Here is a 23,382-nt window from a genome sequence, read left to right as displayed (position 1 = left end):
GGAGGAATTCTATGTAAAAGGCAAAAACTGCGGCAGCATAGATTTCAGGAGTCAGAATTTGAATGAAATCTCAAACAAATTTTCTGACCCCCGAATTATAGATTCCTTATTTTATCTAATAGTTTTCAGCCATTAGTTCATAATGTGCCATCGGATGGGCACAGGCAGGACACTCTTTCGGTGCCTCCATCCCCTCATGAATATATCCGCAATTTCTGCATCTCCACTTAACAACCTTATCTCTCTTAAATACCTGGTTTTTATCAATATTATTAAGAAGAGCAAGATATCTCTTTTCATGTCCCTGTTCAACGGTTGTTATTGCCCTGATTACAGCCGCTATTTCGTCGAATCCTTCTTTTTCGGCAACATTGGCAAACTCAGGATACAATGTTGTATATTCAAGATTTTCACCTGCGGCAGCTTCTTTAAGATTCTCTATTGTGCTTCCAATGACGCCTGCAGGAAATGTTGCAGTAATCTCTACATCGCCGCCTTGAAGGAAACTGAAAAATCGTTTTGCGTGTTCCTTTTCATTGTCGGCTGTATCTGAAAAAATCCAGGATATCTGTTCATATCCTTCTTTTTTTGCCTGGGAAGAGAAATAGGTATATCTGTTTCTTGCCTGCGATTCACCGGAAAAAGCCTTAAGCAGGTTTTTCTCGGTTTCTGTTCCTTTTAAGCTTTTCATGTAGCTGTCCTCCCTTAAATTAATTGAACACTATGATTGCCCCTTGGGTCCATACCACGAAGTGTGCTTAGAGATGATTGGCCCGCAATTTATCACGGGATAATTTATCTCATATTGTTATCTCACCTTTGATATCCCGTGGCTTGCCGCGAGGTGGTTTATTTCCAAAGGCCGTGCATATTGCAATATTCCCTTGCTGTTACATCTCCGCCCTTTACGGCAAAGAAAGCTTCAGGGGCGCCTCCAGGGGACAGGAATTGACGGTAAGCCTTTCCGTCTACAATAATTTCAATCCACTCTATATAGTGCTTTTCTTCCATAGGATGAGCTACACTTCCTACTTTCACCATGATACCATCCTGTGTTTTTTCAATAACCGGGACATGTTTCTCGCGGGAGGCATCGACAGTATTTTCCTTCATGAGCATCATCGGCTTGTTGCAGCAAACAAGCTCGCCCTTACCGGCATGGATAACTTCAACAATATTCCCGCACATTTCACATTTATATATCTCTAACTTCTCTGCCATGATAAAACCTCCTTATTTTTAATATGAACATTCATTAAACTGCAACTGATTCTATGAAGGTAATACACAGATACATTGATGTCAACATGTAAGCAGCTGCCTTTTCATTGCAAAATACATCACCCCGGTTATTTGCGATATCAGTAATTTATATTTTACTTTTTATAGGATTAAATTAGTATAATTTACGCAGAAGATATACAGGAGGTTTTTATGATAGACCTTTTACGCAAGCGTAGGAGTATCCGTAAATACACAAATAAAACCATTGATAAAGCATCTCTTGATTTACTTATCGAGACATTGCTCAGATCTCCATCCTCGCTGAACAACAGGCCCTGGGAATTTATTTTTGTAGACAAGCCCGAGCTGTTGTCAAAACTGTCAAAGGCCAAGGAATACGGAGCCGGTTTCCTGGAAAAAGCACCACTGGGGATAGTGGTATGTGCAGACAGCTCAAAATCCGATGTATGGGTTGAAGATTGTTCTATTGCGTCAATACTGGTTCAACTGACGGCAGAATCTTTGGGATTGGGCAACTGCTGGATACAGATAAGGAAACGAAACTATAGTATAGATAAAACGTCTGAGAAATACATACAGGAGATATTGGGCATACCCGAAAATATCAATGTGGAATCGATAATCAGTATTGGCTGGCCTGATGAAACAAGAAAAACTGTTCCAAAAAGCAGCCTGAATTATCGGAAAATCAGGTACAATAATTATAATGAACCTGAATGTGGATAAGATAAAGATCGGTATCAGCCCCTGTCTTCTTGGAGAGAATGTCAGATATGACGGCGGGCACAGACACGATCATTATATCACAGATATCCTGGGCCGGTTTTTCCAATGGGTTTCAATATGTCCGGAGGTCGGATACGGTCTTCCTGTTCCCAGGGAGGCCATGAACCTTGTAGGTGATCCGTTATCCCCACGCCTTGTAACGGTTCGCACAGGCATAGATCATACTGAGGGGATGAAAAAGTGGGCTGAAGAAAGGCTGAACAAGCTTGCACAGGAAGGAATCTGCGGTTTTATCTTCAAGAGCAGGTCTCCAAGTTCCGGTTTGCAGGGTGTTAAAGTTTTTACCGAAAAAGGGAATGTAGACGGAAAGGGCGTCGGTATTTTCGCTGCTGCTTTTATAAAAAAGTTCCCCCTTGTTCCTGTTGTTGACGATGATAGTCTCAAAGATAAGTCCCTCCGGGAAAGCTTTATTGAACGAGTATTTGTATTAAGCGGATGGCAGGAATTTCTTCAAAAAGGCAGCTCCCGGTTTTTATATCCCCCAACCTCCTGAGACTGTAATGGTTGTTCCTGTTATGTACGATGAGTCATCAGATGCAAGGAAAGCAATTACCCTGGCTACCTCTTCGGGTTCCCCCATGCGTCCCAGCAGGGTTTGATCAAGTATAGGCTGTTTATACTTGTCCGGTAATTTGATCATCGGCGGTGTACGGATGAGCCCCGGCACAATAGCATTTACCGTTACGCCGTCTGCTCCTGCCTCTCTCGCCGTAGTTTTTGTCAGTCCGATAATGCCTGCCTTTGCAGTACAATAAGCAGCTTCCCCCTTTGCTCCGGAGACGCCGTAGACAGAACTTATGTTGATGATTCGTCCCCATCTGCTGGCGCGCATTTGCGGAAGGAGCCATTTTGTCAGGAGAAAGGGTACGTCTATATGTATCCCCATAACAGTATTGAGGTCCTTTTTGTCTATTTTTGCTGTTATGCCGGGCCTATCAAACCCGGCATTATTTACCAGTATATCTATCGTTTTTTCTACCTTCAGCTCTTCTATTAATTTTTGAAGCGAAGCAGTACGGGTAAGATCTATGATATGCGCAAGCACTTTTCCCCCTTTTGAGGCTATCCTGTCGGCTACGCGAGGAAGTGTTTTCCTGTTTTTGTCGAGCAGGATAAGGTTGGCGCCTCTTTCTGCAAATACTTCTGCGCAGGCCTCGCCGATCCCCTGACCAGCTCCTGTGATCAATGCCGTATGTCCGCTTAAATGCATAGAATCTTTTGAACTCATCAATTCACCTCTTTGGTTTTCTATCATATTCTGAATAATTCATTTATCACTAATCGTTTCCTAAGAAAAACATATATTTCAATAAAATAAAAATGTTCCAAATAGTCAACCCCGTGTTCCCATACAATAAGGAGAAACAAAAAATACGGAGAAAGTTTACCATGCCAAGCCGGATGAACAAAGAAAAAATTACTTTTACAGAGGAGAATAAGAACTAACAAGAAAGCCTTAATTAGGATATTTGCTGCAAATGCATTATTAGGTTAATCTGAATTTTGCCGGCTTTTCAGATAACTAAAAATTGATTGACAAGGTTACTGCCTTATGATTAGTATTTAATGCGATTTAAACAAACAAGAGGAGGTTTATATGTCCGTAAAGATAGCGATAAACGGTTTCGGAAGGATTGGAAGACTTGTTTTCAGGGCAGGCTATAAAAATAAAGATGTTGAGTTTGTGGCAATAAACGATATTACGGATGCAAAAACTCTTGCACACCTTCTGAAATATGATTCTGTACACGGTACTATGGATGCTGAGGTAAAAGCAAAAGACGGTGCAATTGTGGTGAATGGAAAGGAAATAAAAACATATGCCATACGGGAGCCTGAAACACTCCCATGGAAAGAACTTGGTGTTGATGCAGTTCTTGAGAGTACAGGGAAATTTACAGATAGGGAAGGGGCCGAGAAGCATTTAAAAGCAGGCGCAAAAAAGGTTGTAATATCTGCGCCTGCGAAAAACCCTGATGTGACGTTTGTTCTGGGAGTAAACCAGGAAGTTTACGATAAGTCAAAACATCATGTAATATCCATGGGATCATGTACTACAAACTGTCTGGCGCCTATTACAAAAATACTGCAGAAAGAGTACGGTATTGAAAGGGGACTCATGACCACCATTCATTCTTATACAAACGACCAGGTTGTGCTTGATGAGCCCCATAAGGATTTGCGCAGAGCACGTGCAGCAGCCCTTTCAATGATACCGACGACAACCGGTGCTGCAAAGGCAATATCCGAGGTTATACCTGAATTGAAGGGGAAGCTTGATGGTCTGGCAATCAGAGTCCCGACGCCAAACGTTTCTATTGTTGATTTTGTAGCTATGTTATCGAAGAGCACAACGAAGGAAGAATTGAATAACAAATTTAGGGAATACGCAGAAGGCTCTATGAAAGGGATACTCCTCTGTTCCGACGAACCTCTTGTTTCATGCGATTTCAACGGCAACCCGCATTCTTCAATAGTCGATACTGCGAACACGACCGTTATTGGCGGCAATATGATAAAAGTGCTGTCATGGTACGATAACGAATGGGGTTTTTCGAACAGAATGCTTGAGCTTCTTTCTTATATCATGAAATAGCAAAACAGGATAAAGAAACAAAGCGTTAAATATTTATCCTTGTTTCTTTATCCGTTCACCTTAAAAAGGACAGGGTGACACATGAAATACATAGATCAGATTGATATAAAAGGCAAAAGAGTTTTCATCCGGGTAGATTTTAATGTGCCCATGGATGAGTACGGGAATATTACCGACGATGCACGAATACGCGCACATCTGCCGACAATAAATTATGCGCTTGATGAGAATGCAAAGGTAATTATAGGATCCCACCTGGGCAGACCAAAAGGCAAGAAAAGCGAAGAATTTTCTTTAAAGGCCGCTGCAAAAAGACTTTCAAGGCTGCTCCAGAAAGATGTTTTGTTTCTTGATGACTGTATAGGCAGTGAGGTTGAGAAGGCGGTATCGGAGATGAAGGAAGGAAACGTAATCCTCCTCGAAAATCTCAGGTTCTATGTTGGTGAAGAAAAAAATGACAGTGAATTTGCATCTCAACTTGCCAGGCTATGTGATGTATATGTTGATGATGCTTTTGCAGTATCGCACAGGAAAGCAGCATCAAATGCTGCAATTACAGAATTTGTTAAAGTGTGTGCTGCAGGCTTTCTCATGCGAAACGAACTGGATTATTTCGATAAGGCGATGGGGAACCCGATAAGACCCCTTGTGGCAATTATCGGAGGTGCAAAAGTTTCGGACAAAATAGGTGTTCTTGAAAAACTTATAGAAAAAGTGGACAAACTGATTGTCGGCGGCGGTATGGCCTTTACTTTCTTAAAGGCTTTGGGAAATGAAATCGGCAAGTCCATATGCGAAGAAAACATGCTTGATATGGCAAGAGATATTATTAATAAAGCTCAAAACAAAAAGGTTAAGTTTTATCTGCCCGTTGATTGCGTAATAGCAGAAAGAGCGGCAGCTGATGCTGAGGTAAAGATTTGTACAGTACAGGAGATACCAAAGGATTGGATGGGTCTCGACATCGGACCTGCCACAACATCGCTTTTTTCTGAAGCGCTTCAGGATGCAAAAACCATAGTATGGAACGGTCCTATGGGTATGTTTGAACTCGACCCCTTCAGCAGAGGAACCTTTGCCATGGTGACTTATGTAGCAAATGCCCATGCACTTACTATTGTCGGCGGCGGTGACACTGATGTGGCAGTCCACCGTGCAGGTGAGAGTATGAAGATGTCTTACATATCTACCGGGGGAGGGGCATTTTTAGAACTTCTTGAAGGAAAAACCATGCCTGCAGTTGAGGCTCTTGAAAAATCATGCGGTGCCTCATGAGAGGGTGGATGGTAGCAGGCAACTGGAAGATGAATAATATAATCAGCGAGGCTGTAAATCTGTCAAAGGCCATAATGCAAGGTACTGATGGAGTTAAGGGGGGAGAGGTTGTACTGTCTCCGCCGTTTACCGCATTGCATGCTGTTTACGAAACAATAAAAGGTTCTCATGTAAAACTTGCTGCACAAAATATGTTTTATGAGGAGAAGGGTGCATATACCGGCGAAGTGTCAGAAGCCATGATTAAAGATGTTGGCTGTTCCTATGTTATCATAGGGCATTCCGAGAGAAGAAAATATTTTAATGAAACAGACGAATGGGTAAATTTAAAGACAAAGAAAAGTCTTGCTGTCGGTCTTAAGCCAATTATATGTGTTGGTGAAACTGATGCTGAGAGAGAAAAAGGTGTTACTGAGTTTGTAGTGGGAATTCAGGTTAAGAAAGCGCTTAATGGTATAGACAGTATGGATAATATTGTGATAGCCTATGAACCTGTATGGGCAATAGGTACCGGAAAAAATGCTACTCCGGCAGAAGCGGAAGAAGTTCATGAGTTTATACGAAATATTCTTGGAGACATGTACGGTGATACATGTAAAAATGTAAAAATATTATATGGAGGCAGCGTAACACAGCAAAATGTCAGCGATTTGATAGAAATGAAAGACATAGACGGGGCTCTTGTTGGTGGAGCATCCTTGAAAAGTGAAGAATTTGTTGGTATAATAAAGAAAGTATCGGAGAAAAAATAATGCTGATAGCAATAGCAGTTATTCATGTGATTGTAACAATAGCCTTGATCCTTATTGTGCTTTTGCAGACAGGGAGGGGTTCTGAGATAGGAGCGGCTTTTGGCGGCGGTTCAAGTCAAACGTTATTCGGCAGTTCCGGCTCAAGCGGTTTTATGACAAAATTAACAACAGCTACCGTTATAATATTTATGGTCACAAGCCTTTTGCTTGCATATTTTTACAGTCACAGGGAATATGTGGTGAAACCCCCCCCTATAAAGGCTGAGGAAAGGCTACCGACAAAATGATAAAGTTAAGTGCCGAAGTGGTGGAATTGGTAGACACACCATCTTGAGGGGGTGGCGGGGAGACTCGTGCGGGTTCGAGTCCCGCCTTCGGCATTATATAATTTTATTGATTTAATCAGATTCCACTGTTTTTTCACAAAACATGATTTTACAAAGTCTCCTCATCCCCATTTAATACGAATTCTTTTATGTAGAAATTTATGAATTTTTCATCTCTTTCTTTTTTAATAAAAGGATATCCGATAATTGCAGAGACTTTAGGTTGCGGAACAGTGTGATATTTGTTTTGGATGATTCCATCCCATGTCTTCTTATGTTTATCAGTGATCCTGACACGCCGTTGATTAATTACTGAAACATCAGAAGGCGTCAGAAGAATATCCGGTTTTGGATTACCAACACCATAAGGCGCTAACTTCTCAATAAATTCCATGAATTCGGTTGTTATTTCATCAAATTCAGCATGGGTATCTACATGATATTGTTTGCTTGTCTTATTTGGCATGAGGGTTACACATTCTTCGAAGGCGTCCCTGAAGGGGATGAGATTCTCCTCCGAAATAGATAAGCCACAGGCATATTTATGTCCACCATGTTTTAAAAGCAAATGTGAGAGGGATGTTATTGTTTCAAGCAGGTTCATCCCGTTGCCCCCTCTGCCCGAACCCTTCCATATGCCATTTACTTCAGTTATTACAATAGATGGTTTGCCAAATTTTTCGACGAGTTTTTGTGCAACAATGCCAATTACCCCTAAATGCCAATCCTTCTTAAACAAAACTATTGAATTTTTTTCTGAGAAACTATCTTTGTTTACAATGCCTTCGATTTCGTTTAAAATTGATTTTTCTTTGTCTTGCCTTTCTTTATTTGCTTTTTGGAGGTCAAGCAGCATAGCCTCAGACTTATTTTCTTCATTACAAACCAGAAAATCCAATGCTATTTCCGGCTTGGATATCCTGCCTGTTGCATTTATCCTTGGTATAATAATAAAATTCAACGCATATTCATCAATGCTATGTCCGCGTGTTATAAGGTTTTTATTAAGAAACGTTTTTAACCATAACCTGGGCTGCCGTCTCATATTTTCAATACCAAATTTGACAAGTATTCTATTATCTTTTATGAGCGGCACCATGTCGCCAACAGTACCTATTGCCACAAGGTCAAGTTCTTTTTTGAGATTTATATTTTTCTCCAGAAGACCCCTGCTATGCATAACCCTTCTGAGAGCCCACAAGAAGAAGAAGGTCACGCCGCATGCAGCCAGTTCTCTTGTCGGGAACCGTGAATCTTTGCGTTTCGGATTAATCAATGCACATGTTTCCGGCATTTTATCAGGTAATTCATGATGGTCTATAACAAGTGTTTCAATACCTGATTCCTTTGCAAATGCAATCTCATTATGGTTTGATGAACCGCAGTCAAGACAAATCAGGAGATCAGGGCTAAATGACTTCATTCTGTTTATTGCCTCAATATTCAGTCCGTAGCCTTCCTGCCTTTTGGGTAAATAGACTTCCGGTGACTGCCCTAAATGTGTAAAAAAGTTTATCATGAGGGCTGTGGATGTAATCCCGTCTGCGTCATAATCACCGTAAATGCATATCTTCTGCCTTTCCGTTATTGCCTTGATGACTCTTTCCACGCCTTTTTCCATATCAGGGAGCATAAAGGGGTCTGAAAGATCATCGAGTCGGGGATGCAGGAATGCATCTGCCCCGTCAACATCTATTATTCCCCTTGAGACAAGTATCCTTGCAAGGATATTCGGGACCCCAAGTCCCTCCTCGATGGATTTCGCAGCATCTGCAATGTATGCAGCCGGTTTTTGTATGTTATTGGTCATGAGTGATTCCAATGATATTTTTAACGTCTGCATAATTATTAACGTCTAAGTACTCCCTTAGTTCCATGATAATCTTAGGGATTGTATAAGGGTCTAAAAATGTGGCAGTGCCGACCTGTACTGCCTGTGCTCCAGCCATAAGAAATGCCAGGGCATCACGTACGTCCATAATTCCTCCTACACCGATGATTGGTATAGGAACTGCCTTCGAGCACTCATAGACTGCCCGCAGAGCAACTGACCTTGCAATCGGACCGGATAGTCCGCCTTTTATCGGAACTGTTCTTTTATTTACATCTACAACGGCAGCCGGAATTGTGTTTATAAGAGTTAGCCCGTCTACGCCTGCCTCAAAAGCTGCAACGGCAATCTCGACAATATTTTTAACCTCCGGGGTGAGCTTGGCCAAAAGCGGTATTTTTGTAACTGTTTTTACATTTTTTACAATCTCATAAACTGTTTCCGCCTCTTTCCCGAAGCCTATGCCCCCTTTTTTGATATTCGGGCAGGAAAGATTCATCTCAAGAGCAACGATCTGTTTATCCGGTTTGATCATTTCTGCACAACCGATGTACTCATCTTCGGTAAAACCGAAAAAGTTTACGATTACAGGTGTTTTCTTACGTTTAAAAAAGGGAAAGTATTCTCTAAAGAAACGTTCAATGCCTATATTTTGAAGCCCTATGCTGTTTATCATACCACATTTCTCTTCCCATATCCTCGGAAGAGGATTCCCATGATGCGGTTTCATTGACAGACCCTTTGTTACGTAACATCCAAGTGTTTCAACACCCCAGAGCGGTTCTATCTCTTTGCCGTAACCGAGTGTACCCGAGGCATTCATAACAGGGTTTTTCAGTGTCTTGCCGAATAATTCTAAAGGGATATTTCCCATAAGTCGAATACAGGACCCTCCTTGCATACCCTCTTATAAGGTTCATTTTCGTCGATTGTCTTTTTAACGCAACCGAAACAAAGTCCGAGTCCGCATGCCATTCTTTCTTCCACAAGTGCCTGACAGGATATTTTACTTTTATTAATTGACGCTTTGAGACTTTTCAACATCCCTTCAGGACCACATATAAAAAGTTCCTGGTCAACGTTTTCAACGGTTTCAAGGTAGTTTGTCAGCATCTCCACAACGTTGCCTTTATATCCGTATGAGCCGTCAAGTGTAGAGATCATGGGATTTAAATGTGTTATGTCTTTAAGAAGGGTTGTCTCAATATTAGAAGAGCATCCGAAAAACACTGATGCCTTCTCTTTCAGTGTTTTGATTAAAAAATGTATGCCTGCAATCCCTATCCCCCCGGCTACTGTCAAATATACATCCCTTTTATTGACACGAAAACCGTTACCCAGAGGACCGAGCACAAAAGCCGAGTTATCCTTGCTTGTCTTGCTTAAGATCTCCGTTCCCTTGCCTACCACTTTGTACATAACTGTGAGGATGTCCTTATCATAGTCATAGATACTGAAGGGCCTTCTTAAAAATACCTCATTACCCGGTATCTTCAGCATAATGAACTGACCGGGCATTATCTTACCCATAGTCTTAGCCAACTTTAATTTGAGCAAAAAGTAGTCCAGAACAATGTTTTTGTTTTCAATAATTTGTGCTTCCGTATCAACCATAATTCCTCGTATGAACTTTTGGCAGGCAGCTAAAAATACTGTCTATGCTCAAAGTTGAATACTCTATGTTATTCAATGTGTTATTCAACATAATGAGAGCTGCATTACAAGAGCATCTTCATGCGTGTCCGTGTAATATTTCTTTCTTTTTCCGATAACTTTAAAACCAAACATTTTATATAAATTGATAGCCTTAATATTACCATCTCTTACTTCAAGAAAAAAATCCGATATACCTTTTTTAGCACAGTATTCAATTATATGACGGATAAGCTGTGAGGCGTATCCTCTTCCCCTGTAATCGGGATTTATTGCAAGATTCAATATGTGAGCTTCATCAAGCACATAATACAACATAATGTAACCGAGCAAAAGATCGTTTGTTTCAATGACAAAACTGGCAGATATAGGTGAAGACAATGTTTCATAGAGCATTTTCTTTGTCCAGGGTGTAATAAAAGAACGTTTTTCTATATCGAGGACATTTTTGATATCACTATCCTTCATTTTGCCGATCATCAATTCTCTACTGCAAGAATCGTAGGAATATTTATCTTGTTCTTCGTCTTTTAGAATTTGTCGTCCCTCGTTTATCATTCAATGCCCATGACTTGTCATAGAGGGCTTCTCCTCTTGTGTTCCATTGCCGGTTCCGGTAGACTTTTTTCCATTAGTCTGGGGGAATATTTTGTTTCCTGTACCCTCCTGGTTCTGAATTATTGCCAGATCATTGATTGCATTGATATTTGTAAACACAGAATAACCATTATTTATAAAATATGGGTGCTCCTCTAACACTTTAACAGAAATGAAAGGGAATAAGCCTCTGACCTTTAAATTGTTCTGTGCTATCAATTTAAATAGATGAGGAATACAGGATCTGCTATATATCGCATAAAGCGGTTCATATCCCCCTTTTGATCTGGGGATTATCAAATCCTCGCCGTGTGCTTTATCTATCATGTATTCTATTGATTCTTCCGAGACAAAAGGCGCATCACAGGGAAGAACAAAGACGTAAGGCGTATCAGCATATAGCAGCGCCGATGCAATACCAACAATAGGGCTTTGTAACGGCAGGATATCTTTAAAAATAGGGGCATCTATACCCGTAATTCTTTCATGGTGATTTGAGATGACAATGATTTCTTTAAAAACCTTTTTTGCTTCATCATGCACCATGTTTATCAGCAGTTTAGTTCCGACAGGAAGGGTTGCCTTGTCGCGCCCCATTCTTAAACTTTTACCTCCGGCAAGAATAGCGCAGGATATATTCATGTATAGCTTTTACCATCTTTTGGCGAACGTGTAAAGGCACAACTTCCAGTTCATAAAACGCTTCTGTGGATATCCCGATGTGTATATACTATATTATGGTTTTTGAAACGAAAGATGGCAGCTTATTGAAAAAACATAAATATTTTACCTATATTGTGCAATAAGTTATACATAATAAAAATTAATACTTCTTCGAAATAGTATGTCACAAAAATAACAGATCAATATTTCCATGCAATTCCTGTTGACAAAATATCCTTGCATTCGTTAATATAATTTAGATACAGAACATAATTCTTTATACAGAACATATAATACAGTTTAAAGGCTATGCACATAGGCGAATCAAAAAAGTTATTCAATGAAACAATATGTCCCATATACCTGATATCATGCTGATTACGTAGAACAAATATGAACAATGGCAATGCCGAGATCAGGGTAATAGACTACAAAGTCTTGCACGGTAAAAGCCTGATCCCTGCAATAGGTGAATTGTCGCCAATGTTTTAGCTTGACAAAGTGTATACAAAAATGGAAATATTTATCTGATATTTTTGCAGGAAAACAAGCATTGGAAAAAGTTTCAACCTCAGGAGGTCTTATGAGTGGGTTTCTAAAAATTGTTGAGAAACTTAGTAAATGGATGGGTTTTATTTCCGGCTGTGCGCTGACAATTATTATGCTTGTCACAGTGTCAGATGTGTTTTTGCGCCTTTTCAATCGCCCTATTGTAGGTACATACGAAATAGTAGGTTTTGGCGGAGCGATCGTTATAGGATTTGCCGTTCCCATTACATCATGGATAAGGGCTCATATCTTTGTAGATTTTGCTATTAATAGTTTTTCAAAAACAATTCAAAATGTGTTCAATATTTCTACACGAATCACCGGCATCATTTTATTTATTCTTATAGGCTGGCAACTCTTTGTTTACGGATTTGGTCTTTACCAATCAGGAGAAGTAAGTACTACACGCCAGATGCCTTTTTATCCTATCGCATACGGATTGGGTGTATGCTGCTTTATACAGTGCCTTGTACTTATATCTGATATCGTTAAGATTGCCGGAGGACAATATGAATGAGGTAACTGTCGGACTGATAGGATTAGCAGTTATACTGATTATGTTTCTCACAGGTATTGAATTGGCCTTTGCCATGATTCTCATCGGTTTCATCGGATTTGGCTATCTCATCTCCTGGAGTGCTTCATTAAACCTTCTCGCAAAAGATTTTTTCGATGTTTTTGATTCATATGGTTTTACCGTTATTCCTCTCTTTATTTTGATGGGACAGGTTGCCTTTAACTCAGGCATTGCAAAAAGGCTTTTTGACTGTTCATATAAATTCATAGGGCATATCCCCGGCGGTCTTGCTATGGCAACCGTTGTAGGGGCAACTGCCTTTAAATCTATCTGCGGGTCTTCCCCGGCAACTGCTGCAACCTTTGCAAGCGTCGCTGTTCCTGAAATGGACCGTTACAACTATGACAAAAGGCTTTCCACGGGCATTGTTGCAACTGTCGGAACTCTGGGTATTTTATTGCCGCCAAGTGTTACGCTGATTATATTCGGTATTATTTCCGACCAGTCGATTGGAAGACTCTTCCTTGCGGGCATATGCCCAGGCCTTCTTATTGCTTTCTTTTTTATTGTGATAATCTACGGATGGTGCAAAATTAATCCTGCTCTTGGCCCCAGGGGTCCAAAATTTACCTGGACGGAAAGATTCAAGGCGCTCCCCGAAGTTATATGGGTTATTGCAATTTTTATCCTGATGATAGCCGGCATTCTCAAGGGATTCTTCACACCGACCGAGGCAGGAAGTGTGGGAACCTTTTTCGTGCTTGTTCTGACCTTTGCCAAGAGAGACTTGAACTTCAAGGGTTATATGAAATCAGTTTCAGAATCAATAAGAACTGCATGTATGGTGCTTATGCTCATAGCCGGTTCAACCGTGCTTGGACATTTTATTGCCGTAACCAGGATACCTATGATTGCCGCTGACTGGATCGTAGGCCTTTCCCTTCCGTCATGGCTTATAATGATCTTTATAACTTTTATCTATCTTATCGGCGGTTCTTTTATTGATGATCTTGCATTCATGATATTGGCAACCCCTATCTTCTACCCTGCAATTATCAAGCTCGGTTATAATCCATTATGGTTTGGTATCATGATTGGTATTACTGTTATGGTTGGCGTTGTCATACCACCTGTAGCAATCAATGTCTTTGTTGTAAAGAATATTACCAAAACACCTTTCAGCGTAATCTATGCCGGTGTATATCCTTTTCTGATAAGCCTTGTAGTCGGGGCAATTATTCTTTTTATCTGGCCCGGACTTGCTACATGGCTTCCGGGACTTTTAATGCCGGGCTAAAAAGACAATTGTAGAGACGCAAAATTTTGCGTCTCTACTTGCTTAGCCGGTTTTTTCGGAGGAAAACGCTTCCTCCACAATAACCTGCATCCCCCATAATGCTGCTTCGCTGAATGTATACAGAGCTGAACCGTGTACTTGCGGCAGGATAGTTCATTTTCAGTATCTGTTTCTCAGGAAAACCTGGGCTATTCGAATAATCAGGACTGAAACAAAACCCCATGCAAAAGGAAGCCAGATAGGTATATTAAGAAAGGTGGGCAGCGCATAACTCCAGGTACCGGCTTTTGTGGCAATGATCTCAGCAATTGAACCGAGAACTGCACCGGCAATGAACACAACATGGTCTTCATTATCAGGCCATATGAAATATCGTATGAGATAAACAGTTATTATAAAACCGGTAACAGCAATATTGTGCCTCCAGATAAGAACAAAAATAATCACCAAAAACCAGAAAATGCCCAGGTCACGAATTAGGACTTTTATCTTTTTTTTATCCATTACATACCGTCCTTCTGTAGTCTGTCATTGTATGTTCCTTTGCAAGTAAATACGCCGATTCAAGCCTGGGACAACGCAGGAAAATGACAGTTGATCATCTCACAATGCTTATGGCGGTGCAGTTAATGCCACCAGATATCTGCTTTGAGTGTACTTAACAAATACCAGGAACGCATGTCAACTGAAATACAAAAGACAAATGCACCGCATGCGTTCTCTATCCTTGATTTGTCATCGTGAGACAAGTCGCGGCCAGTATGCTTTTCCTTTGACTGCCACATCTCGTCCGTTGGCTTCTCACAAGGATATTTATGTTGATAATTCAAATGCCAAGGGCTGACCCTGGTATTTGCCTTTAAAGTTTAGTTCACCATTTAAAATAATTTTCTTGCACCAATTCCCGACTTATAGTAATTTCAGAAATAACACGATGAATACATACAGCATACCGCCTCTGCTAAGCTCGATAATCCTTTTCATACTATTCTTGATGGGAATATTTAAATCAAAGAATGCGCGTGTAAATCTTCTGTTTTCTTTGATATGTTTAATTGGCTGCATGCTTAACATCGATAAAACTTTGCTTACAATTATTCAGGATGAAGCCTTGGCAATCAGGATAAGCAGAATAGACCATGCTTTTCTTGTTTTTATTATTCCCCTGTATCTTCACTTTACAATTTTGGCAACGGAACATAAGGGTTGGATGCCGCTTGTGAAAGTGTTTTATATCATTGCGTTTCTTCTTGTACCTCTTACGCAGCACCCCCTTTACCTGACCGGTGTCATGCCGTATTATTTCGGTTATTTTGCTGTTTCAGGCCCGTTATTTTATATATTTGGCACATTCTGCACGTTAAGCGTTGTGCTCTCTCTTTTCCTTCTTTTCAAAAATCTGAAGGAGGAAAAGGTTTCAATCAAGAAAACAAGAATAAAATATATCATTTTAAGCTTTGGTCTTGCCGCACTTGTAAACCATTTTGATGTTGTTATCATGTGGGGATACGAGGCATATCCCATCGGCAATTTTATCTTTGTTCCTATGTGTCTCCTCGGATATGCAATTTACCGGCATGATGTGATGGAATGGAAAATCTTCCTGAATAAAGGCATTGTGTTCGTTACTCTGCTTCTTATATCCACAGGCTTTTTTGTCGGCCTTCAGGTGCTGTTAAAAACCCTTTTTCGAAAGTCATTAAACACTGACCTGATATCGTTGATGGCAATGTTATTTACATTCCTTTTAATTTATTTTTCCAAGGAAAGAATACAAAATTTTCTCGTACAGTTTCTACAGCAGGAATTCATAAAAAATAGAAAGGCTATAAAAGACCTCAGTTTTGAAATATTAACACTCTATAATGTAGGAAAAATTAAAAAAACAATTGTTGAAAGATTATTAAAAACGTTCAATCTCGAAAAATGTAATATTAAGATGGTTCCGAGAATAGAAGAAAACGAGGCTTTCAGATTTATTCGTGAAAATGATGAATTTTGGAAACAGGGTTACAGATTGTCCCTGCCCGTACCCTCCAAATTGTATCCTGCATATCTGTTATTAGGTGAAAAAGGCGATATGAGTCTTTATACAGGCGAGGAAACCGAGATATTATCAATCCTTGCAAATCATATAGCCCTTGCCCTTGACAATGCCGGTTCATATAAAAAGATACAGGATTTTTCAAATTCCCTTGAAAAACTTGTCGATGAAAGGACAAAAGCCCTCATTCAGAGTGAAAGCCTTGCTGCTGTTGGACGGCTTGCTGCAGGTATTGCCCACGAGCTTAACAATCCCATTGCAGGAGTTATGAGTACCCTTGAATACTACATCGAACACATTGAAGGTCAAAGTGAACTTCTCGATGACCTGACTTTTTCTCTGAATGAATTAAAAAGGACAAAAGAGATTATTAAAAGCCTGCTTGAAGCTTCAAGACAGAAAGAGGAAGTAAAGGAGCTTGTAGAAATACATGCCCCCATTGAAGATACTTTAAGAATACTTCATAATCAGTATAAAACAAAAAAGATTTCCATTAATAAAAAATTCAATGCTGCCAACAGCATTATTAAAGGGAATTCTGCCAGGCTGTGTCAGGTATTTATTAATATAATAAAGAATGCAATCGATGCCATTGGTGATGAAAACGGTGTTATTACCATTGAAACATTAAACAAAGATGAAAAGCAGCTTGTATGTAAAGTAACGGATAGCGGGGCAGGTATAGAAAAGCATGTATTGAAGGATATTTTCAAACCCTTCTTCACGACCAAGCAGCAAGGCAAAGGTATAGGTCTGGGTTTATTTATTGTATATGAAATTATAAAAGACCATGAAGGATCAATAGAAGTAGAAAGCAGTCAATCAACAGGAACTACCTTTACGTTCATTTTCCCTTGCCATCAATAAAGCTGTTCAATATGCCGGTAGCATATAGAACCCCATTAATAAAGGCGTGGACAACATGCACAAAACACCAGGAGTGATTTATGTATTAGCATTAATCACTGTTTTCAATGGTAAGGCTTTGTATTGCAGTTCAAAATGCTTGACAAGCTTGCAAAAGTTTACGAAAATAAGCCAATGAATTTAAAAGTAATAATGTTGGTCATTATATGCCTCATACCGATATATGGATATGCAGGTATTTACGGTTACGTTGATGAGCGTGGGGTATATCATTTTACAAATATTCTCCCTGCCGGCAAGAAATACCATGTTGTAATATCCGAAAAAAATACGACCATTCTGTCAAAAAATATTGAAAACGGTAATTATGATAAGATAATTATGCATCATTCAAAGCTTCATGGAATGGATCCTTCACTTATAAAAGCTGTTATGAAGGCTGAATCCAATTTTAACCCGAATGCAATATCCAACAAAGGTGCACAAGGGCTTATGCAGCTCATGCCCGATACGGCAAGACTCATGAAGGTGGACGATCCCTTTGATCCTGACGACAATATTATGGGAGGAACAAAATACCTGAAATTGTTAGATGGTATTTTTGATGGAGATATTGAATTAATGCTTGCAGCATATAATGCAGGACCGAATAAAGTTATAGAGCATAATATGAAAGTTCCACCCATTGAGGAAACCAGAACATTCATAAAAAGAGTGAAATATTACTATGGTAAATTAAAGAAGCCAAATGAAGGTTAAAGATGAAAAAGCATCCCTCTGGACGCTTCCCAACAGACTTAGCATAATAAGAATACTTTTCGTACCGCTTATAATTATTTTTATATCTACAGAAGAAGAAGAATTGATCTTTGCAGCGTGCCTTTTGTTTATTATTGCAGGCATAACAGATGGTCTTGATGGTTACATTGCAAGAAAAATGTCCATGAAAACTAAACTTGGGCTCTATCTCGATCCTATTGCAGATAAGCTGCTTGTTACTTCGGTCCTTATTGCACTTTCATATTACAGGCTTGTGCCTCTTTGGATTACATTAATCCTCGTCGGAAGAGAATTTCTGATAAACGGCCTCAGGTCTTTTTATGCAACAGAAGGTATTGATATCTATCCATCTTTTTCAGGCAAACTAAAAACTGCTCTGCAAATCGTCGGGATTACCTGTATACTTTTTTACAGTTCTATACACAAATTTGACCGGATAATGCACAGCCTTGGATTGATAATTTTATATGCTTCACTTTTTTTCAGCATATATTCTGCCGTACATTACATGATTGCAATATTCAGAATGCCTAACAAACAACTGTAAATGTCTTAACGGTAATGCATTTACAGGTAAAAGATCTCATATCAGAGAAGGTTCTGTTTGCAGATATTACACCCTGAGCAATTACTCTGTTTTGCGTCATCATTGTAAATGCCTGTTTTGCCTGATAGGCCTTCAACAAGAACTTTATTGCCGTATCTCTTCTTTATATATTTGTAATCTACAGGAACCTTGCCGAGACCTCCGGTAATATCCAATGCATATTGCGGTATTGCCAGACCAGAGATATTAGCTCTTAAATATCTCATTATCTCAATACCCTTTTTTAGTTTTACTTTAAAATGTCCTGCACCCCTTACCTCATCAAGCTGAAAAAGGTAATAAGGTTTAACGCCACAGTAGATAAGGTTTTCAAATAATCTGGCAAGAACGTTTGGACAGTCGTTTACACCTCTTAAAAGAACAGTTTGACTAATAACGATACCGCCGGCATCCCTTAATCGACTCGTGGTTTCAATAAAATCTCTGGAAACTTCGCGAGGATGATTTATGTGAATTACAATCCATAAAGGCGAACTCTTTTTTAAAGCATCAAAGTGACCCTGTTTCAAACCTTCAGGATACACAACAGGCATTCTTGTGCTTATCCTTATGCTTTTTATGCTTTGAATTGATCTTAATCTTGTTAGAATATAATCAAGCTCATCGGGTGAGAGCATCAAGGGGTCTCCTCCGGAAATGATGACCTCATGCGTTTCTCTATCCTTTTCTAAATATTGGAATGTATCTTCCCAATACAATCTGGCATCCCATTTTTTACCGATGAGCCTTCTTCTGTTGCAAAATCTGCAATACATAGCACAGTCCGAGCTTGCTAAAAAAACACCTCTATGATGGTACCTTTTAAAAAACGATGGCGTCAGGGATATATTTTTTTCGTTTAAAGGATCGAGATTGCCGTTGCCTGCGAGCTCTTCAATTGAAGGTACAGACTGTTTTCTTATGGCGCAAAGAGGATTGTCTTTTTCCATAAGGTCTAAATAAAATTTTGGTATTCTAAAGGAATAGAGTTTGGAAACCTTTTTTATTTCTTCTTTTGTTTTATTATCTAAATGTAGATGGTTTGATAATTCTTCAGAAGTATGGATAAAAGGGAGGGCAGTTGAAGTTCCCTCCCTTTTTTGCACCATTTTACTGAACCGGTAAAAACTGAGCCCTTCTGTTTTTTGCCCATGCTGCTTCGTTATGTCCCGGATCAAGCGGTTTTTCTTTCCCATAGCTTACTGTTTCCATGAGTTTAGTATCAACCCCAAGATTGCCGACATATGATTTTGCAGAATCAGCTCTCTTCTGTCCGAGTACAAGGTTATATTCTGTTGTACCTCTTTCATCGCAATAACCTTCGATCCGGACTTTCTTGCCGGGGTTAGCCCTGAACCAGTCCGCATTCTGTTTTAAAATCTCGGCATCTCCTGGCCTTATATTATATTTATCAAAATCGAAGTTCACGTCTTTCATCGCTGCAACCACAGACGCAGGAGTTTCAACAGGAATTGCAGCTTTTGCTCCAGGTTCAACAAGTTGTGCCTGCGGAGCTCCAGGAGCAGGAGTTTCTCCCTTCATCTGCTGTTGAAAGCATCCGCACCCACTTAATGACAGTGAGATTAAAATAACGAATAATATGAGTCCAAATGATTTTACTTTCATGGTTCACCTCTTTTTTCATTGGTTTAGGGTATATCCACGTATGGATATACCCTGATAAAAGTGAAAAACTACTTTTTCTCTGGTGCTGGTGCTGGTTTCTCTGGAGCTTTCTCTGGTGCTGGTGCTGGAGCAGGAGCTTTCTCCGGCGCTGGTGCTGGTGCTGCCGGTTTTGCTTCTTCTTTAGGCGCTGGCTTTGGTGGCTCCGCTGATGGACCACAGCTTACCAAAGTAAAACTGGTAAAAAAGGCAATAGCTATGAATAACATCACAAGCTTCTTCATGTACTTTCACCTCCTTTCATTATGTAATATATAATACACATCATTAAAAATAAGTAAATTAAATAATTTTAATATTTACCTCTTTTTTTATTTTATCAATATCTTCTTTTTTACACAACTCTCTTCCTTGATTAAGTGTTGCAGCCGTACCGCTTGCAACGCCCAAAGTAAGAGCTTCTTCAAAACTATTGCCTGTGCTGAGCGAAAAAACAATGCCTGCAACAAGCGAGTCGCCTGCGCCAATGGAGCTTCCTACCTTAATTTTAGGAGGAATTACATGATATACAATATTATTTGAAATAGCAAGCGCTCCCATGACGCCCATCGAGACGACTATATATTCTACAACATTTTTATAAGGTTTTGCATACTCAATTATTTCATCAATACCCGATATATTTTTTTCGACAAGCCTGCCAAACTCATGAATGTTCGGTTTTATCAAATAAGGGCTTGCACTTATACCATTTTTTAGTGCTGTGCCGTCAGTATCAAGAATTACTTTTATATTTTTTTCTTTTAGAATTAATATGAGTTGTGCATAAAAATTATCACTAATAAAACCCGGTGCATTTCCGGTAATAACTGCAAAACTATTCCTTGGAATTTCCTTTATTTTATTTAAAAAAGTTGTGAGTTCGATAGGACTTACAACCGGGTCCGTGGTGCTCAACAATGTTTGTATTTTTTTTCGCTTTTGATAAACTGTGATATTTGTTTTCGTCTCGCTGTTAATGTGTGTAAAATCACAGATTATTCCTTCGTTTATGAGCATACTTTCAAGCTCCAGACCGCTGTAACCGCCGATTAAACCAAGGACAATGCTCTGACCGCCAAGTTCTTTGATGACCCGTGAGACATCTATGCCTTTCCCGCAGGCATGGTTTTTCTCCTCGACAATTTCGTTTACATCATCATATACAAGTTCTTCAATATCTATTGTTTTGTCGAGATATGGATTAAGAGCAATTATATATATCATTAAAACCTCAAGGATTATTTTATTAAATATTTTTCTAAATGGCTACAAAAATATTATATATTGTTTTTTTAAATCACAATGTTATTTAGGTATTGGCTGTAACGAGCGGGAAAACATGCCCTGAAAGGCCCAAGCCAGTGCCTGAAGACATAGTTCTTGCCGTTAATATTCTTATCGAATATGCGATAAAATAAATGTATTCATTCAATAAATAACATGAATTCTGAAAAGGAGACCGGAATATGGAGGAAAACAGGATTGACGCACGTTGTGATGTACAAAAAGAAAATTTCAGCCGGTTTTTTATTAAAAAATCGGATTTTAAGGAAAAAGTAAAAGTATTAAATATCAGCAAAACCGGTCTTTTATATGAATTTCCAAAAAACGGAAATAATACTATGGAAGTTGGTGACGTTGCCATATTCATGTTTCAGACAGGTGAAGAGGTCTCTACATTTGCAGTAAAAATACGTTGGGCTTCAGACTATTTTAAAAATGCAAAAAGGAAGGAGTTCAGGAAATACGGAGCTCAAATAAACAGGGAAACTCTCACCAATCCTTATCTATGGGACGATTATACGAAATTTCTACTAATGAAAAAACGATTTTCTTCGAAGTAGCAGGAACCGCTGGGCCTTTACGCCAGATATTTTTCGACAACTTGTTGAACTAAACCGCTGCGCGGTGGCTGCCTCCAAGACAGTTCTTTCAGGTTCTTTCCCTCATATCTTCTCATAATCTCAGAACTCTTCCTTGTTACAAACAGCCTGCTTCAGGCGTACAATCTCCATATGTGCCGTTTTAACGGCAGCCAACCCATTCAAAGGAGGTTGTACCATGAAAACATTTAAACAGAGGATGAAGGATGATTTGGAGTTACGGGGATTGAGCCCTAAAACCCAACAGATGTATATTTCCCACCTCACCGGCTTTGCTCTATAGTTGTAAAAAACTATGGGGGGTTCAATCATTCAATCAGGTCTTCCCGGAATACAAATATCTCTTGCTCTGTATAAATGCACCGGGTCTATCCCTGATACGACAATAATAATACAAAAAGCTGAACCATTGAAAGCCCATAGTAAGTATAAGCGTTATAGTTCAACAGCTTTTTTCTGAAACTGAAATGCAGCGTCAGAAAAAAGCTTATAAGTTAACTGCAATAATGAGTAATACAGAAATACTTTGATCTGACCGTAAATATAACGCTTGACGTTAAACGCTGGTAGGTATACCATATTCTAAGATGATAAAATCATTTAAGGATAAAGAAACCGAAAAAGTATATAACCGTGAAGGGTCTCACAAACTTCCGCAGGATATACAACAGGTAGCGCTGAGAAAGTTACGGATACTGAATAACGTTAAAACTCTCAAGGATTTGAAAGTTCCACCTGCAAATAGGATGGAGAAAATGAAAGGCGACCGGGAAGGTCAGTTAAGTATAAGAATTAATGACCAGTGGCGTGTCTGTTTTAAGTGGCAAAATGGTGATGCCCACGAGGTCGAAATAACCGATTACCATTAAGGAGAAACATTATGAAAAAAATACTCCATCCCGTGCATCCCGGTGAAGTCCTCTCTGAGGAATTCCTTAAGCCCATGAACCTAAGCCAGAATAGACTTGCGCTAGGTATAGGTGTGCCTGCCCGAAGAATAAATGAAATTGTTCTTGGAAAAAGAAGAATTTCCGCTGATACCGCTCTAAGGCTGGCACGGTTCTTCGGGATATCTGCTGAATTTTGGTTGGGTTTGCAGGCCCAGTATGATCTCGATGTTACTGCCGAGGCCTTAGGAGAAAGGTTGGAACAGGAAGTAAAAACATACGCAGTTAACAAATAACTGCACCGGATCGTGTTCCCTTCCGGGCTATGCAGGAGAAGCATAATTATTTAATGAAGCTTGTTTTCTTTAGCTGAAGGCAAAACACCGGCACGGACAAAAATCTGTTCAATATTCAAGATTTCTTTCCTGAGCGAATTACAATTTAAGACCTTTGCATAATCCCGGCTTCCCGGTTTTTCCATCTTTACAATCATTTTTTATGGTTTTTGACGTTTCATCAGGTAGCTGAATGAGCCTCCACTTTTGGTCTCCCGCTTCCCCTCCCCCTTCTTTAGGGGGGGGGT

The 23,382-nt window shown here is 39.6% G+C and carries 27 protein-coding genes and 1 tRNA gene; 16 read left to right on the top strand and 12 right to left on the bottom strand.

All coding sequences use genetic code 11. The features are described 5' to 3' along the window. Positions 1-115: 115 nt before the first annotated feature. Both NT010_15475 and NT010_15470 read right to left on the bottom strand, forming a co-directional pair. On the bottom strand, positions 116-691 hold the full coding sequence (locus tag NT010_15475) for a rubrerythrin family protein (GenBank protein ID MCX5807441.1): 576 nt from the start codon (positions 689-691) through the stop codon (positions 116-118). A gap of 158 nt (positions 692-849) precedes the next feature. Continuing rightward, complete coding sequence (locus tag NT010_15470) at positions 850-1,221, bottom strand: desulfoferrodoxin (GenBank protein ID MCX5807440.1); 372 nt, start codon at positions 1,219-1,221, stop codon at positions 850-852. A gap of 213 nt (positions 1,222-1,434) precedes the next feature. On the opposite strand from NT010_15470, the gene NT010_15465 reads away from it, so the two are divergent. Next, positions 1,435-1,971: a nitroreductase family protein gene (locus NT010_15465; protein ID MCX5807439.1), complete on the top strand. Its 537-nt coding sequence runs from the start codon at positions 1,435-1,437 to the stop codon at positions 1,969-1,971. Next, the gene (locus tag NT010_15460; GenBank protein MCX5807438.1) at positions 1,952-2,524 is read left to right on the top strand and encodes a DUF523 domain-containing protein; all 573 of its coding nucleotides are present in this window, start codon (positions 1,952-1,954) and stop codon (positions 2,522-2,524) included. The genes NT010_15465 and NT010_15460 overlap by 20 nt, the downstream gene beginning before the upstream one ends. Here the strand turns inward: NT010_15460 and NT010_15455 are convergent. Next, on the bottom strand, positions 2,504-3,259 hold the full coding sequence (locus NT010_15455) for an SDR family NAD(P)-dependent oxidoreductase (GenBank protein ID MCX5807437.1): 756 nt from the start codon (positions 3,257-3,259) through the stop codon (positions 2,504-2,506). The two genes, NT010_15460 and NT010_15455, sit on opposite strands and share 21 nt — an antisense overlap. 369 nt (positions 3,260-3,628) lie before the next feature. On the opposite strand from NT010_15455, the gene gap reads away from it, so the two are divergent. From gap to NT010_15430, 5 genes are all read left to right on the top strand, one after another. Further along, entirely contained in the window at positions 3,629-4,627 is a 999-nt protein-coding gene (gap, locus tag NT010_15450) for a type I glyceraldehyde-3-phosphate dehydrogenase (GenBank protein MCX5807436.1), read from the top strand. Between the two features lie 81 nt (positions 4,628-4,708). Continuing rightward, on the top strand, positions 4,709-5,902 hold the full coding sequence (locus tag NT010_15445) for a phosphoglycerate kinase (GenBank protein ID MCX5807435.1): 1,194 nt from the start codon (positions 4,709-4,711) through the stop codon (positions 5,900-5,902). Then, positions 5,899-6,654 carry a triose-phosphate isomerase gene (gene tpiA / locus NT010_15440; protein ID MCX5807434.1) on the top strand — a complete coding sequence of 252 codons (756 nt, stop codon included), beginning with the start codon at positions 5,899-5,901 and terminating at the stop codon, positions 6,652-6,654. Before NT010_15445 ends, tpiA begins: the two co-directional genes overlap by 4 nt. Further along, a complete protein-coding gene (gene secG, locus NT010_15435; GenBank protein MCX5807433.1) occupies positions 6,654-6,941 on the top strand; it encodes a preprotein translocase subunit SecG in 288 nt (95 codons plus the stop codon). The genes tpiA and secG overlap by 1 nt, the downstream gene beginning before the upstream one ends. Before the next feature lie 11 nt (positions 6,942-6,952). Continuing rightward, positions 6,953-7,034, top strand: a tRNA-Leu gene (locus NT010_15430). Positions 7,035-7,089: 55 nt separating this feature from the next. On the opposite strand, the gene recJ is transcribed toward NT010_15430, so the two are convergent. The 5 genes from recJ to NT010_15405 form a co-directional block, all read right to left on the bottom strand. Next, complete coding sequence (gene recJ, locus NT010_15425; GenBank protein MCX5807432.1) at positions 7,090-8,790, bottom strand: single-stranded-DNA-specific exonuclease RecJ; 1,701 nt, start codon at positions 8,788-8,790, stop codon at positions 7,090-7,092. Next, a complete protein-coding gene (locus tag NT010_15420; GenBank protein ID MCX5807431.1) occupies positions 8,780-9,685 on the bottom strand; it encodes a dihydroorotate dehydrogenase in 906 nt (301 codons plus the stop codon). Before NT010_15420 ends, recJ begins: the two co-directional genes overlap by 11 nt. Then, complete coding sequence (locus NT010_15415) at positions 9,667-10,425, bottom strand: dihydroorotate dehydrogenase electron transfer subunit (protein MCX5807430.1); 759 nt, start codon at positions 10,423-10,425, stop codon at positions 9,667-9,669. The genes NT010_15420 and NT010_15415 overlap by 19 nt, the downstream gene beginning before the upstream one ends. A gap of 84 nt (positions 10,426-10,509) precedes the next feature. Next, positions 10,510-11,022 carry a ribosomal protein S18-alanine N-acetyltransferase gene (gene rimI, locus NT010_15410; protein ID MCX5807429.1) on the bottom strand — a complete coding sequence of 171 codons (513 nt, stop codon included), beginning with the start codon at positions 11,020-11,022 and terminating at the stop codon, positions 10,510-10,512. Then, complete coding sequence (locus NT010_15405) at positions 11,023-11,703, bottom strand: molybdenum cofactor guanylyltransferase (protein MCX5807428.1); 681 nt, start codon at positions 11,701-11,703, stop codon at positions 11,023-11,025. 604 nt (positions 11,704-12,307) lie between these two features. Between NT010_15405 and NT010_15400 the strand changes: the two genes are divergently transcribed. Together NT010_15400 and NT010_15395 are read left to right on the top strand one after the other, a co-directional pair. Continuing rightward, positions 12,308-12,790, top strand: coding sequence for a TRAP transporter small permease (locus NT010_15400; protein ID MCX5807427.1), 483 nt, complete (start codon positions 12,308-12,310; stop codon positions 12,788-12,790). Continuing rightward, positions 12,783-14,087 (top strand): TRAP transporter large permease, encoded by a 1,305-nt coding sequence (locus NT010_15395; protein MCX5807426.1) that lies wholly within the window; start codon positions 12,783-12,785, stop codon positions 14,085-14,087. Before NT010_15400 ends, NT010_15395 begins: the two co-directional genes overlap by 8 nt. Positions 14,088-14,246: 159 nt before the next feature. Here NT010_15395 and NT010_15390 read toward each other — a convergent pair whose 3' ends face one another. Further along, positions 14,247-14,591, bottom strand: coding sequence for a hypothetical protein (locus NT010_15390; GenBank protein ID MCX5807425.1), 345 nt, complete (start codon positions 14,589-14,591; stop codon positions 14,247-14,249). Between the two features lie 607 nt (positions 14,592-15,198). Between NT010_15390 and NT010_15385 the strand changes: the two genes are divergently transcribed. From NT010_15385 to pgsA, 3 genes are all read left to right on the top strand, one after another. Further along, complete coding sequence (locus tag NT010_15385) at positions 15,199-16,998, top strand: ATP-binding protein (GenBank protein MCX5807424.1); 1,800 nt, start codon at positions 15,199-15,201, stop codon at positions 16,996-16,998. Positions 16,999-17,133: 135 nt separating this feature from the next. Beyond that, positions 17,134-17,757 carry a transglycosylase SLT domain-containing protein gene (locus tag NT010_15380; GenBank protein MCX5807423.1) on the top strand — a complete coding sequence of 208 codons (624 nt, stop codon included), beginning with the start codon at positions 17,134-17,136 and terminating at the stop codon, positions 17,755-17,757. Continuing rightward, entirely contained in the window at positions 17,747-18,325 is a 579-nt protein-coding gene (gene pgsA, locus NT010_15375; GenBank protein ID MCX5807422.1) for a CDP-diacylglycerol--glycerol-3-phosphate 3-phosphatidyltransferase, read from the top strand. Before NT010_15380 ends, pgsA begins: the two co-directional genes overlap by 11 nt. Before the next feature lie 41 nt (positions 18,326-18,366). Here the strand turns inward: pgsA and NT010_15370 are convergent, their stop codons facing one another. Together NT010_15370 and pal are read right to left on the bottom strand one after the other, a co-directional pair. After that, the gene (locus NT010_15370; GenBank protein ID MCX5807421.1) at positions 18,367-19,560 is read right to left on the bottom strand and encodes a KamA family radical SAM protein; all 1,194 of its coding nucleotides are present in this window, start codon (positions 19,558-19,560) and stop codon (positions 18,367-18,369) included. Then, a complete protein-coding gene (gene pal, locus NT010_15365) occupies positions 19,475-19,990 on the bottom strand; it encodes a peptidoglycan-associated lipoprotein Pal (protein MCX5807420.1) in 516 nt (171 codons plus the stop codon). The genes NT010_15370 and pal overlap by 86 nt, the downstream gene beginning before the upstream one ends. Before the next feature lie 60 nt (positions 19,991-20,050). On the opposite strand from pal, the gene NT010_15360 reads away from it, so the two are divergent. After that, complete coding sequence (locus NT010_15360; protein ID MCX5807419.1) at positions 20,051-20,305, top strand: hypothetical protein; 255 nt, start codon at positions 20,051-20,053, stop codon at positions 20,303-20,305. A gap of 24 nt (positions 20,306-20,329) precedes the next feature. Here the strand turns inward: NT010_15360 and NT010_15355 are convergent, their stop codons facing one another. Next, a complete protein-coding gene (locus NT010_15355; protein MCX5807418.1) occupies positions 20,330-21,253 on the bottom strand; it encodes a 1-phosphofructokinase family hexose kinase in 924 nt (307 codons plus the stop codon). Between the two features lie 242 nt (positions 21,254-21,495). On the opposite strand from NT010_15355, the gene NT010_15350 reads away from it, so the two are divergent. The 3 genes from NT010_15350 (at position 21,496) to NT010_15340 (ending at position 23,095) form a co-directional block, all read left to right on the top strand. Beyond that, complete coding sequence (locus tag NT010_15350) at positions 21,496-21,873, top strand: hypothetical protein (GenBank protein ID MCX5807417.1); 378 nt, start codon at positions 21,496-21,498, stop codon at positions 21,871-21,873. Between the two features lie 626 nt (positions 21,874-22,499). Next, positions 22,500-22,781: a type II toxin-antitoxin system RelE/ParE family toxin gene (locus NT010_15345; GenBank protein ID MCX5807416.1), complete on the top strand. Its 282-nt coding sequence runs from the start codon at positions 22,500-22,502 to the stop codon at positions 22,779-22,781. An 11-nt stretch (positions 22,782-22,792) separates the two neighbouring features. After that, positions 22,793-23,095: a HigA family addiction module antitoxin gene (locus NT010_15340; GenBank protein MCX5807415.1), complete on the top strand. Its 303-nt coding sequence runs from the start codon at positions 22,793-22,795 to the stop codon at positions 23,093-23,095. The last annotated feature ends 287 nt before the right edge of the window (positions 23,096-23,382 follow it).

This window comes from Pseudomonadota bacterium (genome assembly GCA_026388275.1).
Lineage (GTDB): Bacteria > Desulfobacterota > Syntrophorhabdia > Syntrophorhabdales > Syntrophorhabdaceae > JAPLKB01.
The sequence above is the reverse complement of the archived record's forward strand: the minus strand, read 5'-3'. Positions and strand labels throughout refer to the sequence as shown.

Excerpts from the sequence above, each read along its gene's own strand:
- NT010_15395 (MCX5807426.1), top strand. The coding sequence starts at position 12,783 with ATGAATGAGGTAACTGTCGGACTGATAGGATTAGCAGTTATACTGATT.
- NT010_15390 (MCX5807425.1), bottom strand. The coding sequence starts at position 14,591 with ATGGATAAAAAAAAGATAAAAGTCCTAATTCGTGACCTGGGCATTTTC.
- NT010_15350 (MCX5807417.1), top strand. The coding sequence starts at position 21,496 with ATGGAGGAAAACAGGATTGACGCACGTTGTGATGTACAAAAAGAAAAT.
- NT010_15380 (MCX5807423.1), top strand. The coding sequence starts at position 17,134 with ATGCTTGACAAGCTTGCAAAAGTTTACGAAAATAAGCCAATGAATTTA.
- NT010_15355 (MCX5807418.1), bottom strand. The coding sequence starts at position 21,253 with ATGATATATATAATTGCTCTTAATCCATATCTCGACAAAACAATAGAT.
- pgsA (MCX5807422.1), top strand. The coding sequence starts at position 17,747 with ATGAAGGTTAAAGATGAAAAAGCATCCCTCTGGACGCTTCCCAACAGA.
- NT010_15400 (MCX5807427.1), top strand. The coding sequence starts at position 12,308 with ATGAGTGGGTTTCTAAAAATTGTTGAGAAACTTAGTAAATGGATGGGT.
- NT010_15460 (MCX5807438.1), top strand. The coding sequence starts at position 1,952 with ATGAACCTGAATGTGGATAAGATAAAGATCGGTATCAGCCCCTGTCTT.
- NT010_15420 (MCX5807431.1), bottom strand. The coding sequence starts at position 9,685 with ATGGGAAATATCCCTTTAGAATTATTCGGCAAGACACTGAAAAACCCT.
- NT010_15415 (MCX5807430.1), bottom strand. The coding sequence starts at position 10,425 with ATGGTTGATACGGAAGCACAAATTATTGAAAACAAAAACATTGTTCTG.
- NT010_15405 (MCX5807428.1), bottom strand. The coding sequence starts at position 11,703 with ATGAATATATCCTGCGCTATTCTTGCCGGAGGTAAAAGTTTAAGAATG.
- secG (MCX5807433.1), top strand. The coding sequence starts at position 6,654 with ATGCTGATAGCAATAGCAGTTATTCATGTGATTGTAACAATAGCCTTG.
- NT010_15465 (MCX5807439.1), top strand. The coding sequence starts at position 1,435 with ATGATAGACCTTTTACGCAAGCGTAGGAGTATCCGTAAATACACAAAT.
- NT010_15370 (MCX5807421.1), bottom strand. The coding sequence starts at position 19,560 with ATGGGAAAGAAAAACCGCTTGATCCGGGACATAACGAAGCAGCATGGG.
- recJ (MCX5807432.1), bottom strand. The coding sequence starts at position 8,790 with ATGACCAATAACATACAAAAACCGGCTGCATACATTGCAGATGCTGCG.
- tpiA (MCX5807434.1), top strand. The coding sequence starts at position 5,899 with ATGAGAGGGTGGATGGTAGCAGGCAACTGGAAGATGAATAATATAATC.
- NT010_15340 (MCX5807415.1), top strand. The coding sequence starts at position 22,793 with ATGAAAAAAATACTCCATCCCGTGCATCCCGGTGAAGTCCTCTCTGAG.
- NT010_15445 (MCX5807435.1), top strand. The coding sequence starts at position 4,709 with ATGAAATACATAGATCAGATTGATATAAAAGGCAAAAGAGTTTTCATC.
- pal (MCX5807420.1), bottom strand. The coding sequence starts at position 19,990 with ATGAAAGTAAAATCATTTGGACTCATATTATTCGTTATTTTAATCTCA.
- gap (MCX5807436.1), top strand. The coding sequence starts at position 3,629 with ATGTCCGTAAAGATAGCGATAAACGGTTTCGGAAGGATTGGAAGACTT.
- NT010_15475 (MCX5807441.1), bottom strand. The coding sequence starts at position 691 with ATGAAAAGCTTAAAAGGAACAGAAACCGAGAAAAACCTGCTTAAGGCT.
- rimI (MCX5807429.1), bottom strand. The coding sequence starts at position 11,022 with ATGATAAACGAGGGACGACAAATTCTAAAAGACGAAGAACAAGATAAA.
- NT010_15455 (MCX5807437.1), bottom strand. The coding sequence starts at position 3,259 with ATGAGTTCAAAAGATTCTATGCATTTAAGCGGACATACGGCATTGATC.
- NT010_15470 (MCX5807440.1), bottom strand. The coding sequence starts at position 1,221 with ATGGCAGAGAAGTTAGAGATATATAAATGTGAAATGTGCGGGAATATT.
- NT010_15345 (MCX5807416.1), top strand. The coding sequence starts at position 22,500 with ATGATAAAATCATTTAAGGATAAAGAAACCGAAAAAGTATATAACCGT.